Here is a 13,648-nt window from a genome sequence, read left to right on the forward strand (position 1 = left end):
GGAAATAAAGATTCCCTTCCCTTTATATTACGGGAATCATGGGACTGTTGAACTTTCTGAAAAACTGGACGCTTCCTGCAGCAATGTGCTGCGGAACGATTGTCTATCTGATATTTGCCTGGGTGCCGGCATTGGATGAAATCGGCGACACGCTCGGACCAATCATCGATCAGATTTTCCCGTTTTTCATGTTCATGATACTGTTCGTGACGTTCTGCAAGGTCGATTTCCGTAGGCTGCGCCCAGTGAAGTGGCATTATTGGATAGCCTATTTTCAGATAACTTTCGTCCTGTTGATTGTTTTTTCTATCTTAGCTTTTCATATAGAGGGCAACAACCTCATTTTAATGGAAGCGCTCCTGACGTGTATCATCAGTCCGTGCGCAGCTGCGGCACCAGTTGTCACGGCGAAACTGGGCGGCGATTTGGAGCAGATGACATCCTACACCTTCCTTTCCAATTTCATTACGGCATTGATGGTTCCGCTCTTTTTCCCTATGATTGACAAAGATGTGGACATGAGTTTCCTGACCGCCTTCTTCTTAATATTATATAAGGTGTGCCTGGTGTTGGTTCTTCCGATGCTGCTCGCCTATATCGTGAAGCACCACATGCACCGCCTCCATGCGTGGATAGTGAGCGTGAAAGACCTGTCGTTCTATGTCTGGGGCGCGTCGCTGACCATCGTGACGGGAACGACTGTGAAGAACATTGCCCATGCCGACACATCGTTAGCGTTCCTCTTCTTGATTGCCGGCTTGGCATTGGTGCTGTGCATCATTCAGTTTGTAGTGGGACGATATGTCGGAAAATTCTCAAATCGGGTAACGGAGGCAGGACAAGGATTGGGTCAGAAGAATACCGCTTTTGCCGTCTGGATGGCATACACCTATTTCAATCCCGTGTCGTCGGTAGGTCCCGGTTGCTATATTCTCTGGCAGAACCTTGTCAACAGTCTGGAACTCTGGCAGAAGCGTAAGAAGAACGAACTTGCAAGTAGTTAGGTTGTCATGAAGAAAAACATATTGTTCGGCTTGATGCTCTTGGCGTTTGTGGCGGCGACGCAGGTGTTGCGCGCCATGAATCATGCGGATGAAACGGAGGAAACACCCGGCGAGCCGCAGCGCATCTTGCTCATTGGCGACTCGATGCTCGACGGGCTGTCGCGCCGTTTTCAGGACTATGCCGATGCCAACGGGCACTATCTGCGCACCGTCATCTGGTACGGCTCTACGTCAAAGCATTGGGCTACGACCAAAGAGTTGGCATGGCATATCAGTCAGGAGCATCCCACGTTTATCATCATGAGCCTGGGAACGAACGAGATAGGGTACCATGATTACAAGACACGGGAAAATTATGTGCGCCAGATAGTGAAGACGTTTGGCGACATCCCTTTCATCTGGATTGGTCCGGCGAGCCATCCGCGCGTGAAAGATGGCGGGATGGGGGCTGCGATTGAGCGGGTCGTCGGGAAGGAACGCTTCTTTGACTGTTCGAACATCAAGATGGCGCGCATGAAAGACGGCGTGCATCCCACGTTCCAGGCACATGCCATGCTGGTTGACAAGATAGCGGAATGGATTAACCGTGCGGATAGTCCTTATTCTTTTGAATTCAAAAAACCAACCAAACACGCCGTTCTACGCAACTATATCACTTATAAGCCGACTTATAAGGGTAGAAAGTAATGCTTTTATATAAGACAGACTGCGCTTTGGAAGAATGAAGTAGCCTATCTCTGATTGTGAAGGGTTGCTACAACGTATTCGGAACGGGTGCCGATGCGGAACTTACCGCCCCAGATGCCGATGCCGGAGGTAATATAATAATGTGTGTTGCCTCGCTGGTGACTGCCGAAAGCCTTTTCGTAGATGTGTTCGGTAATCCAACTGACGGGCCATACCTGTCCGTGGTGGGGGTGGCCGCTGAACTGGAAATCGACGCCTGCTCTTTCGGCTTGTTCCAGGTGATAGGGCTGGTGGTCGAGCAGGATGGTGTATTTTGTCTTGTCGATGTGCTTGGCAATGGTCTGTAGGTTGCGGCGATGCCGGTTGGTGCGGTCGTCGCGCCCGACAATCACGATGTCGTTGTTGAACACCACCGACGTGTCGCGCAATAAGTGGATGCCGGCATCGTCGTAGAATCGCTGTGCCTTAGGTTCTCCGCTATAATACTCGTGGTTTCCCAGACAGGCATAGACGGGCGCATTGAGGCGTCGGAACTCTTCAGCCATGTTTTCTTCGAGGAGTGGTCGCACGCTGATGTCAATGATGTCGCCGGCAATGAGGATGAGGTCGGGCTTTTCAGCGTTGATTCTGTCAATCCATTTTGCCAGTTCTGCGCGGCGGTTGTGATAACCGATGTGCAAATCGCTCATCATGACGATGCGGAGGTCCTTGCTTAACGGCTTTTCCGTCTGCAAATCCAGGGGCTGGCGTACCTTATTATAATAATGTATGTTGCCATAGACGAATATCGCCACCAGGAAAAGGGTGACGGCGAGCGATGTCCATCCGTTCTGGTAAAGCCATGACTTGGGCACAAGGTGCACCAGTCTGCCAAGGTCGAGCACCAGGAAAATCATGACGGTGTAGAGGAGAATGAAAATTATGGAGTTGCCAATCTCGTAAACAATGGTTGCGAGGTTGAGCGGAAGTTTGTCAAGCGTTCCCGTGAAATTGACAAAGATAAGCAGGAACGCGAGGATAAAGATGGCGATGATGCAGCCTTTGATGAGCTTGCCCAATGGCAGGACACACCAAACATGCCATGCCGAGTAAGCCAGACCGCCAATGATGATTGCAAGAAAAACGAGTAGGAACATCTGCTTCATCTATATGTTACAATAGCGTAAGGGAGTAGATATAGACCACGGCAGCAGGAATCGCCATGAGTGACGAGTCGAATCGGTCGAGCATGCCACCGTGTCCCGGCAGGATATTGCCTGAATCCTTGATGCCCAATGTGCGCTTGAAGAGGCTTTCGACCAAGTCGCCCAGCGTACCGAAGACAACGACGACAAGTCCCAAGCCGAGCCATTGGGGCAAACCGAGCAGGGCGCTCCCGTCTTCCGCTCCACCGGCACCGTTGGCAGAAGCGTCGAAATGGGCAATAATAGCGGCTATCAGCAGTACGAAAATGCCTCCTCCGATGCTTCCTTCCCAGCTTTTTGCAGGTGAGATGCGGGGAAAGAGCTTGTGTTTTCCGAACAGCATACCGCTGCAATAAGCACCCGTATCATTCATCCACAGGAAAATGAAGACGCTCAGCGGCAGCAGCCAGCTGTAAACTGGATAGTCCTGTCCGGGCGCGTTCTGGAATGCCAGTACGTTCAGCATGGAGAAGGGGAGTGCAATATACATCTGGCTGAGCATCGTGTAAGCCCAGTTATTGATAGGGTTCTCGGCTTTGGTGTATAGCTCCGAAACGAAAAGATACACCACCGTGAGCAGGTAGGGGATGAATACTGCCGACGGAGTCATGCCGCTGCAGAATCCAGCTACAGCCAGAAAGAAATACACACCGGCAATCGTACAGATAAAGCGATTCGTCTGCACTGACTTAATGTTGTTGACCAAACCGCAAAACTCCCATATCGTCATCCCAGTAACCAAGGCAAATAGGAACACCATTGCAAAAGGTCTGAGAAAACAAGTGACGATGATGGCTACGAACAGGATGCCCGTAATGGTTCTGGTGATGAAATTCTGCACTTTCTCTGTCATGGTGATTAGTCTTTATTTTCTTCTTCCGTTTCTGTCGGTTCTGTTGTCGATTCCAGGAGTTCAGGCTCTTTCGGGGTTTCTGCCTCAGGGAGTTCTGCCGTTTCTTTCTCCTCATTGATGAGTTCTTGCGAACGGCTGAGCCATGGGCGCTTGCCGAAAATCTTCTCCACGTCTTCAGCGAATATCACTTCCGAACGAATCAGCATCTCGGTCAGTGCGTTATGTCCTTCGCGATGTTCCTCGAGGATTTGCTTTGCGCGCTCATATTGTTCGTTGATGGTCTTCAGAACCTCATCGTCCATAATCTTGGCAGTCGTTTCCGAGTAAGGACGCTGGAACTGATATTCTTGGTTGTTGTAATAGCAGATGTTAGGTAGTTTCTCGCTCATTCCGGCATAGGCAATCATTCCGTATGCGCTCTTGGTAGCCCGCTCCAAGTCATTCATGGCACCTGTAGAGATGCGGCCGAGCACAATGTCTTCAGCGGCTCTTCCCCCGAGCAGGGCACACATCTTGTCAAGCAACTGCTCTTTAGTGGTGATTTGATGTTCTTCCGGCAGATACCATGCAGCTCCCAACGCCTGTCCGCGCGGAACAATCGACACTTTCACCAGTGGGTCGGCATATTGGCAGAACCAGCTGATGGTGGCATGTCCGGCTTCGTGTACGGCGATGGCGCGTTTCTCTTCCGCCGTCATCACCTTCGTTTTCTTCTCCAGACCACCGATGATGCGGTCAACGGCGTCTAAGAAATCCTGTTTGCCAACCGATTTGCTGTTGTGACGGGCGGCAATCAGTGCTGCCTCGTTGCACACATTGGCGATATCGGCTCCGGAGAATCCGGGAGTCTGGCGTGCGAGGAAGTCAACATCGAGACTGTCATCGGTCTTGATGGGACGGAGATGAACGTTGAAGATGGCTTTTCGTTCCGTCAAGTCGGGGAGGTCAACGTGTATTTGTCGGTCGAATCGTCCGGCGCGCAGCAGTGCCGAGTCGAGCATGTCAACGCGGTTGGTTGCTGCAAGTATGATGACACCGCTGTTCGTACCGAAGCCGTCCATCTCTGTGAGCAAGGCGTTTAGCGTATTCTCGCGCTCGTCGTTTCCGCCCATCGACGGATTTTTTGAACGGGCACGTCCTACGGCATCAATCTCATCAATGAAAATGATGCATGGCGACTTCTCTTTCGCTTGCCGGAAAAGGTCACGAACACGACTTGCACCCACACCGACGAACATTTCCACAAAGTCGGAACCGCTCATCGAGAAGAAAGGTACGCCCGCCTCTCCTGCTACGGCTTTTGCAATCAGGGTCTTTCCCGTTCCCGGAGGACCAACGAGCAAGGCACCTTTCGGAATCTTTCCTCCCAAATCGGTATAGCGCTGCGGGTTCTTCAGAAATTCCACGATTTCCTGAACCTCTTGCTTGGCTCCTTCCTGTCCGGCTACATCCTTGAATGTGATGCCCAGTTCGCCGCCCTTTTCGTACATCTTGGCTTTGGACTTTCCTACATTGAAGAGCCCGCCTCCGCCACCGGCACCTCCGCCCATGATGCGACGGTTGATAAACACGATGAGTCCCACGAAGAGCAGAATGGGAAGAATGTTAATCAATAAGGAGACCAGAAAACTGTTTTTCTCGTTCTCGTATTTGAGATTGCCGTTGAATTTCTTTGCTGTCGTCTGTTCGTCGAGGAATGTCTCCAATCTTTCGATGGAACCAAATTCTACGGAAATGTATGGGTTGTTGCCCGTCTGCTTCGTTCCTTGATTGAACACTTCTCTTATATGCTTCGCTTTCACGAACATTTTCAGTGTGCTCGCATCCTTGTTGACAACCACTTTCTCCGCATAGCCCTTTGCCACCCATGTCTTGAATTCAGCATAGGATGCCTCTTTGCTGATGCCTCCGGGCTGTTGCGAGTTGCCCGTAAAGAAAGCAACGAGAAGGGCAACAATGACTAAAGTGTAAATCCAACTCAAATTGAATTTAGGCTTATTCGGCTTGTTATTCTTTTGTTCTTCCATATTTTTCTAATCAATACTATATTATATTAGTCTAAATCGGGAATATGTTCCAAAGTCGCATCTTCCCACAGGGTTTCCAGATTATAATAGGCACGCACCTCCGGAAGGAATATGTGCACGAGAATGTCAGAATAGTCCATCGCTACCCATTGGGCATTTTCCAACCCCACCACGTGCGACGGCTTCTCTGCGAGCTTTTCCCGTACCACATCTCCAATCGATTCGGTAATGGCTTCCACTTGCTGTGGCGAGTTGCCTTGGCAGATGATGAAGTAGCGGCAAATGGCTCCGTCAATATTCTCCAGATTGACGACCACGATGCCAGAACCTTTCTTCTCTTGAATACCTTCAATAATGAGTTCAACCAGCTTTTTTGTTTCGTTCATTTAATGATGTTATTTAAATAAGATACAAAGATAAACCAATTTGGGAAAATGACAAAATTATTTTTGATTTATTAAAAATATTCTCGCCCAAATCTGGGGTAAGTTTTGGAAAGGCTCTTTTTTGTGCTTTCAAAAAAAATAATTATCTTTGCATAGTAAATTAATAACACAGTTTTAACCTGCTTGTCATAAAAGGAATTATCAACTATTGACGTTTAGTTTTGTTCCAGTTGTTCCAATTAAAAATTGATGATTGAAAATTGAAAATATCCCTTTATAGAGAATATAACTAACTAATATATAAATAGTTATAAATAATTAAAGAGAGTATGGGAACCTCAAAAAAATAATTGGAACAACTGGAACGGGAACGCATAGGTTATTTCTTTTTCATTTAAAGAGCAGAAATACAATGAGATACGACATTTTTAACTTTCGGTGATTAAGATGTCGAAACTCAGAAAATGAACAAAATATATCAAAATATTGCTCGCTCAGGTACCAAAAGACAGGTTTAACCCCATCGTTCTGATGCTTTTTCCTATCCTTGGCGACATGTGAGTGGTTCGGAATTTCAGAACCCCGACCTCACTTGGAAAGAACTTTGTGGTATTATGTTATAGACAAAAAACGTAAACGGCATGTTTACACTATGTTAATGGCATATTTAAACTATCCAAACGGCATCTTTAGCCTCTTCCAAGCACCTCCGATCTTAAGATTATCTCTCTCTTTTTTGCTTTCAAAAAGGAATTTATTATCTTTGCATCAGTAATTTACATCCTATAAGTCTTAATTAGTTTTTCCTAAAACCTAATAATATGAAAAGAGTATCATTGACCATTATTCTTGTCTGTTTTACACTGGTGTTGGCAGCACAGAATAGAGACATAAAAGTGAATTATAAAGGCGCTAAACCCTCTATCAGCGATTTTGCATGGGCTCTCCTTTCTTCCAACGATAATGAGGAAGAAGATTGTTACGACGAATTGTTTAATGCTATCAAACAAGCTTGGATGAAGCACCGTAAGGGACTTCCATTGGATGAGGGAGAAACGCTTACTGTTGACGAGAAAAACGGCTATATATGCTATGAGTCTAAATACGAAGAGCATGTGGGAAGGTGGGAAATGTGCTATTGGAACGAGGCTGACGGAAAGCACAAGCTATTTGCCTACAACGTGGTGTCGTTCTCGAATGGAAAATATAGCCCCGGTCAATATGACGGCATTGCGTTCTATCGCTATAACAATGCAACGAAGAAAATGAAGGAATGCGACGATACGGGTGTTGATGTGGTGTATCACACAGGGGATAATGTGTTTGCTTCTTACGCTTTGCCACGTACAGGGAAAGACATCTTGGTTACAATATGGTATGACAACGAACCGAAAAAGATAACGCTGAAATGGAAAGGCCACAGGTTCGGTAAGTAGGCATTTCTCATTCGTCCTATTATTAATCAATAAAAATTCAAGAACATGGAAATCAAAAAAAGTACATTCCTCATTCTGCTTTCTCTTGTAATGGCAGCTTGTGGGACAACTCGCGAAAAACAGTTGAAAACCGTTGATATGGGCTATGGAGAAACATCTCAAGAAGCTTTGTCCTATGCGATATCATCTGTTGATATGGAAGAGGCAGATAAGTCGGGGTATATTACCATTTACGATTATCTTGAAGGTCGCATGCCAGGTGTCAAAGTCGTCAAGAATGGTGCAACAACGGCGTCTGTCTATATCCGCGGTATCAATAGCGTCAACTCTTCGACCGAGCCCTTGTTCGTCGTAGATGGTATCATGGTGAACGATATTTCATATCTTAACCCTCGCGATGTGAAGAGTGTGACCGTGTTAAAAGATGCTTCCGCTTCCATTTATGGTGTCAGAGGAGGCAATGGCGCAATCCTTATAAAATTGAAATAACCTTATTGTCATTAAGAAGCATATCCTTGAACGCAACGGAATCATTCGTTTAGACTGACATTATCCCAAAAGCGTTTGATTTGTTCGAGTTGTTGTTCGGCGGTTGTCCGTCCGATATCGTAAACGGCTTTCATTTCTTCTGGATTGTGTGAAATGTGTCCGATATTCAGGGCGTGTGGTGGACGTATGACAAATGCAGCTCCAGCTTCTTCTCGCTCGCTTACATACAATAATTGTTGGTTGTACATGATATGTCGTTCAGCCATCGCACGCACCATGTTAGGATAATGTCGCATACTGAAGCGCATAAGCGGTAAAAAGGGATTTTTCTTTTTCTGAAAGCAATGTTTCCTGTGTTTTTTATGCTCTCTAAATATTTTATTTAAAAGAAATCCCCTTCTTTTGTTATTCAACATAATTTTACTATCTTTGTGTCGGTATTTTATTGTACTCGGTATAGATTGTTTGTAATCTAAAAAATATACAAATGATGAAGCATATTTTTATTTTTCTTTTATTGGTGATGACTTTTTGTGAGAGTCAGGCATGCACTGCTGTAATCGCTTCTGGTAAGGTGACCGTTGACGGAAGACCTTTCATTTTCAAGAATCGTGATGCCAGCGAAGGTATTGATAACTCTCTGGTTACCCTCAAAGGTGCCAAATATCAGTTTATAGGAGTAGTCAATTATTCAACATCCGCAAGTCCGACCAGCATCTGGTATGGACATAATGAGGTGGGATTTGCCATTCTCAACACACTGTCGTATTATTTTAATAGTGCCACATCTAAGGCAAATACCAGCGCTGGCTCGCTGATGAAGAAGGCACTTGGACAGTGTGCCACCGTTGATGAGTTCGAAGCGCTGCTCCAACAAACACAAGCACAGGCAACTTCTCTAACGTTAAGCACCAATTTTGCCGTGATGGATTCGCTTGGAAATGTTGCGTTTTTCGAGACCAGCAACAGAAGCTATACCAAGTTTGATGCCAATGACGAGACTGTTGCACCAAATGGTTATATTGTGCGCACCAACTATTCTTTCACAAGTCCTTACTACGATACCACCAATCATGTCGGAGAACAACGCTACAAGGCGGCTTGCAAATATATGGATGACACATTCGTCAACGGAAAGATAGATCCCATCAAGTTGGCTCACGAACTGCCACGCTATCTTTATCATGGAGACAGGGAGGTTGATCTTTGGGACAATCTTCCCAATAGTCTCAATGATGTGCGCCATGTGTATTTCAGTAATTTTATTCCTCGGTTCACCAGCACTTCGTCATCGCTCATGCAGGGTGTCAAAGAAGGCGAGAGCGCAAAAAATACAATCAGTTGGCTGACGATGGGTTGGCCTTGTGGTTCCCTGACAGTGCCCATTATCATCACTCCCTCGTTGGTGTTGCCGCAGGTGTTGAAACGCGCAACGGATACTTATAAAAGTGAGATGTGTAGCAATTCGGTAGAACTAAAGAATCGGGTGTTTACCATCTACCATAATGATGAACAAAGAACCGATAGTATCGATCTCTCTAAACTTATCAACAAGGAGGAGACAGGCATACTCCAGAAAATAATGGCTGCCGACAACTATGTCGGTCAGATTGGACAGGCACTGGTTGAACAATTCAGGACAGGCATGGCAGGAGATAAAGAGGTTGCTGTCTTCTATGATTGGGTTGATGACTATTGGCGGCAGTTGTTCCAGGCAGTAACCACGTCCATAAATTCAGCCGTTGTTGACAAATGCGAAAACAGCAAGTGTTATTCCATAGAGGGCGTGCGACATGACAAGCAGCCAGCAACACCAGGTGTATACATCAATGGTAATCGCAAGGTGCTTGTCAAATAATCATGTGACCGATAACTATTTCATATAATTTCATTATATCAACTACGTATAACGCAGGTGGTTGAGGAGAAAAAAAGAAATAAATGAAGTTCTTCTAAGGTAGATATGTGTGGTGGTAAAACGACAGGAAGAAACGGATGAACAAGAAGCGGAAAGATGGCATTTAAATCTGCCGAAAATGATTTTTTATGAAAAAAGTTTGGCTGTTTCAAAAAAATGCCGTAATTTTGCACTCGTAAGCGAATGGACTTTGTTTACGAACATTGGGATATGGTGTAATTGGCAACACTACAGATTCTGGTCCTGTCATTCTTGGTTCGAGTCCGAGTATCCCAACAGGAAACTTCCTTTCATCTTGAGAGGAAGTTTTTTTGTTTCCATAGCCGGCAGTCATCGTCAGTGGGGGAAGCAAAAAAACGCCCGTGCTGAGTGGGGCACGGGCGTTTTTGTTACTGACAAATGAAATTATTCTGCTCCTTCTGTTTCTTCAGCAGATTCTTCCACGGATTCTGTTTCTTTGTTCTCTACATCAATCGCTTTGATTTTGTCGCGCACCAGTCCGAGGTCATCTCTGAGCTTTTGCACTTTGCGGTTCATCTCTTCGATGAGTGAATTGCCTTTCTTCGAGCTGACGTTCAGGAAGCCGATATTGTTCTCGTATGTTTGAATTTCCTGTTTCAGCTGATCGTAGCGGTGCATCAGTTTGGCACGCTCGTTGTCAAGTGCGTCTTCACCGCGCTTAGCCACGTTTTTCAGTGCGTTCTTAAAGTTGTCAAGACGTCTGCGGTTGATGCTGATATTGAGCTTTTGATAGAGTTGGTCGAGCACTTCATGATACTCTTTATAGACTTTGTCTTTTTCTTTGTAAGGCACATGTCCGATGCCGTTGTATTCGTCAATCAGTTCCTGTGCTTTCTCTTGTGCACCGTCTCCACCTTCTTCGCAGACAGCCTTCAGTTTTTCAATAACTTCGCGCTTCTTCTGCAGGTTTTCGCGTTCCTCGTTGCGTGAACCGGCGTTAGCGGCATTTCTCGCCTCGAAGAATTTGTTGCATGCTGCAAGGAAATCGTTCCAGAGCTGGTCGCCCAGTTTTTTAGGAACAATGCCGATGGTCTTCCACTCTTTCTGGAGTGCAATCAGTTTGTCGCTGGTTGATTTCCATTCGGTGGAGTCTTGCAGTGCCTGTGCCTGCTCTACGAGGGCGCGTTTCTTCTCAGCGTTCTCGGCAAACTGGGCTTTCAGTCCTTTGAAGTATTCTGTTTTCTTTCCGAAGAATTCATCGCATGCAGCGCGGAAGCGTTCAAATATTTTCACGTTCATTTTCTGCGGAGCAAATCCGATGGTCTTCCATTCTGTCTGTATGGCGATGATTTCTTTTGTCTTTTTCTCCCATTCGCCAGCCCCTTTGCATTCTTCCTTGACGATTGTTTCTACTTTTTCGCACAATGCCGTTTTGAGTGCGAGGTTTTCTTCTTCTTTGGCGCGCAACCCTTCGAAATGTTGTTGGTGACGCTTGTTGATGACGGTCGATGCCGCTTTGAATCTTGTCCAGATTTCCTCTCTCACGTCTTTCGATACGGGTCCCGTTTCTCTGTATTGTTGATGCAGTTCCTGCAGCTGGTGGAAGGCGCTGATGATGTCGCTCTCGTCAGCCAGTCGCTCGGCAGCTTCACACAGTTTTGTCTTTATCTCCAAATTCTTCTTGAAGTCATATTCCCGTGCCTCGCTGTTCAGTTTCAGCAGGTCATAGAACTGGTCTTCATAGAGTTTGTAGGTGCGCCACAGTTCGTTGGCACGCTCTGCCGGTACGGTTTTGATGTCGCGCCATTCTTGCTGCAGTTTCTTGAATTCCTGATATGATTTGTTGGCCTCTTCGGGTGAAGTGACCATTCCCTTTATTTTCTCGATGATTTCAAGTTTACGTTTCAGGTTTTCTTCCTTCTCCTGTTCTTGTTGCTGGAAGAGTTTCTGTCTTTTTTCTTTGATGATGCCCATTTCGGCTTTGAATGCTTCTTCGCATTCGTCCGGGCGCACTTGATAGCTCTCGGGATCACCGCCGCCGTCCACATATTCCTTTAGTTGTGCCTCGCGCTCAGCGTTGTGGAATTTGTAGAATAAGGTCTTCAGGTGGTCAACTTCTTCCTTGACGAGAGGTTCTTCGCCGTGTGCAATCTCCTTGATGCGCTCAAGAATCTCTTGCTTTGTTTTGTAGATTTTCGGGGTGCTGACCTCTTCTGCTGCTGTTTTTTCTTCCTCTTTCTGTGGTTCTTCCGCCAGAACTTCGGGCTGTTCGGCAGTTTCGTTCTGCTCCTCAGCTTCTGTTGCGGATAGCTCCACTACGGGCTCTTCTTCCGGAGCCGGGTTTTCAGCTACAGTGTTATTCACCTGAGAATCTTCTGTGGGAGCTGTGTTCTCCACATTTACAGATTCTTCAACTTTGTTTTCGTCCATTACTTGTCCCTTGTCGAGGGTCTTTTCTTGAGAGTCCATCATTTACCTTTTTCGTTTATGATTCGAATATATCGCTGTACAATAACATGCAAACATAATAAAAAAAAACGAATTAACCTAACTTAATCCGTTTTTTTTGATATTTTTTTTATTAAATAAGGCGTTTGTACCTTAAAATCCACCATGAACCGACCGATACGAGGACGGAAATGACCAGTGCGACAATGAATCCGAAGCGGCTGGTTTCCATGCCGTTGATGACGTTCATTCCGAACAGTGAGGCAATGAGCGTGGGGAACATCAGGATGATGCTGACCGATGTGAGCGTACGCATGATGGTGTTCATGTTGTTGTTGATGATGCTCGAATAGGTGTCCATGGTCGATTCGAGGATGTTCGAGTAGATGTTCGCCGTTTCCCGTGCCTGCGACATCTCGATGTTGACGTCTTCAATCAGGTCGGCATCCAACTCATCGACTTGCAGTTTGAACTTCAGTTTGGCAAGCAAGTTCTCGTTTCCGCGGATGGAGGTGATGAAATAGGTCAGCGAGTCTTGCAGGCGTGACAGTCCGATGAGGCTCTCGTTGTTCACCTCGCGGTCGAGGTTGCGCTTGGCTTTGTCTATCAGCGAACTGATTTGTTTCAGTCGTTTCAGGTACCATACGGCGCTGGAGAGGAACAGCCGGAAAATCATATCGACGTAATCGACGAATCCCTCGTTGCGTTTCTGCTGGTAGCTGACGAAGTCTATCATCATGTTCGTCTCGTAGTAGCAGACGGTGATGGTCACGTCACGTTTGTGGATGATACCCAGCGGCACGGTGGTGTAGGGCGTTCGTGAGCGAATCTCCTTGACGTAGGGAATACGCAGGATGATGAGCATCCATCCGTCGTCGTACTCATAGCGTGCCCGCTCGTCGGTATCGCTGATGTCGGAGAGGAAATAGTCGGGAAGGCTGAACTGCTCTTCCAGTTGCTGCCGCTCCTCTTCTGTCGGACAAGTCACCTGCAGCCAGCAGTTGGGTTCCCACTGGTTGAGTTGTGTCAGTCCGCCATTTGTGTTCCAAAAGGTTTTCATTGTTGCTAATCTCCATCATTAGTTTAAGCATGGGGATTAGCCTTGGGAAGGTAAATCCTCACGCTTACGAATTAAAACTATCGGCGTGATAATCGTCCATTTCTTTCTATAAAAATTGGTTTACGGCTGCAAAGATAATGAAAACCGAGCGCAGAACAAAATAAATTCGTTTATTTTTTATGCCGAGGTGCATCT

At 46.3% G+C, this 13,648-nt stretch carries 12 protein-coding genes and 1 tRNA gene; 6 read left to right on the forward strand and 7 right to left on the reverse strand.

Annotated features, from left to right (window positions below):
- The first annotated feature begins 38 nt into the window (after positions 1–38).
- Together GRF55_RS02640 and GRF55_RS02645 are read left to right on the forward strand one after the other, a co-directional pair.
- Positions 39–1,004 carry a transporter gene (locus tag GRF55_RS02640; RefSeq protein ID WP_220369010.1) on the forward strand — a complete coding sequence of 322 codons (966 nt, stop codon included), beginning with the start codon at positions 39–41 and terminating at the stop codon, positions 1,002–1,004.
- A gap of 6 nt (positions 1,005–1,010) precedes the next feature.
- Positions 1,011–1,691 carry an SGNH/GDSL hydrolase family protein gene (locus tag GRF55_RS02645; protein ID WP_220369011.1) on the forward strand — a complete coding sequence of 227 codons (681 nt, stop codon included), beginning with the start codon at positions 1,011–1,013 and terminating at the stop codon, positions 1,689–1,691.
- Positions 1,692–1,735: 44 nt separating this feature from the next.
- Here GRF55_RS02645 and GRF55_RS02650 read toward each other — a convergent pair whose 3' ends face one another.
- From GRF55_RS02650 to rsfS, 4 genes are read right to left on the reverse strand one after another with little or no spacing between them, the layout of a single operon-like run.
- Entirely contained in the window at positions 1,736–2,836 is a 1,101-nt protein-coding gene (locus tag GRF55_RS02650; protein WP_220369012.1) for a metallophosphoesterase, read from the reverse strand.
- A gap of 7 nt (positions 2,837–2,843) precedes the next feature.
- Positions 2,844–3,728, reverse strand: a complete 885-nt coding sequence (locus tag GRF55_RS02655; protein WP_220369013.1) for a phosphatidate cytidylyltransferase — start codon at positions 3,726–3,728, stop codon at positions 2,844–2,846.
- A 5-nt stretch (positions 3,729–3,733) separates the two neighbouring features.
- Positions 3,734–5,755: an ATP-dependent zinc metalloprotease FtsH gene (gene ftsH, locus GRF55_RS02660; protein WP_220369014.1), complete on the reverse strand. Its 2,022-nt coding sequence runs from the start codon at positions 5,753–5,755 to the stop codon at positions 3,734–3,736.
- 26 nt (positions 5,756–5,781) lie between these two features.
- A complete protein-coding gene (gene rsfS, locus GRF55_RS02665; RefSeq protein ID WP_220369015.1) occupies positions 5,782–6,141 on the reverse strand; it encodes a ribosome silencing factor in 360 nt (119 codons plus the stop codon).
- Positions 6,142–6,962: 821 nt separating this feature from the next.
- Between rsfS and GRF55_RS02670 the strand changes: the two genes are divergently transcribed.
- On the forward strand, positions 6,963–7,577 hold the full coding sequence (locus tag GRF55_RS02670) for a hypothetical protein (RefSeq protein WP_220369016.1): 615 nt from the start codon (positions 6,963–6,965) through the stop codon (positions 7,575–7,577).
- A 45-nt stretch (positions 7,578–7,622) separates the two neighbouring features.
- On the forward strand, positions 7,623–8,066 hold the full coding sequence (locus tag GRF55_RS02675) for a TonB-dependent receptor plug domain-containing protein (protein ID WP_220369017.1): 444 nt from the start codon (positions 7,623–7,625) through the stop codon (positions 8,064–8,066).
- A 41-nt stretch (positions 8,067–8,107) separates the two neighbouring features.
- Here the strand turns inward: GRF55_RS02675 and GRF55_RS02680 are convergent, their stop codons facing one another.
- Positions 8,108–8,482, reverse strand: coding sequence for a DUF6363 domain-containing protein (locus GRF55_RS02680; protein WP_220369018.1), 375 nt, complete (start codon positions 8,480–8,482; stop codon positions 8,108–8,110).
- A gap of 71 nt (positions 8,483–8,553) precedes the next feature.
- On the opposite strand from GRF55_RS02680, the gene GRF55_RS02685 reads away from it, so the two are divergent.
- A complete protein-coding gene (locus GRF55_RS02685; RefSeq protein ID WP_220369019.1) occupies positions 8,554–9,924 on the forward strand; it encodes a linear amide C-N hydrolase in 1,371 nt (456 codons plus the stop codon).
- Between the two features lie 264 nt (positions 9,925–10,188).
- Positions 10,189–10,260 (forward strand) — tRNA-Gln (locus GRF55_RS02690).
- A gap of 129 nt (positions 10,261–10,389) precedes the next feature.
- Here GRF55_RS02690 and GRF55_RS02695 read toward each other — a convergent pair.
- Together GRF55_RS02695 and GRF55_RS02700 are read right to left on the reverse strand one after the other, a co-directional pair.
- Positions 10,390–12,417: a DUF349 domain-containing protein gene (locus GRF55_RS02695; protein ID WP_220369020.1), complete on the reverse strand. Its 2,028-nt coding sequence runs from the start codon at positions 12,415–12,417 to the stop codon at positions 10,390–10,392.
- A 109-nt stretch (positions 12,418–12,526) separates the two neighbouring features.
- Complete coding sequence (locus GRF55_RS02700; RefSeq protein WP_220369021.1) at positions 12,527–13,453, reverse strand: magnesium transporter CorA family protein; 927 nt, start codon at positions 13,451–13,453, stop codon at positions 12,527–12,529.
- Positions 13,454–13,648: the final 195 nt, after the last annotated feature.

Source organism: Prevotella sp. Rep29 (assembly GCF_019551475.1).
Taxonomy (GTDB): domain Bacteria; phylum Bacteroidota; class Bacteroidia; order Bacteroidales; family Bacteroidaceae; genus Prevotella.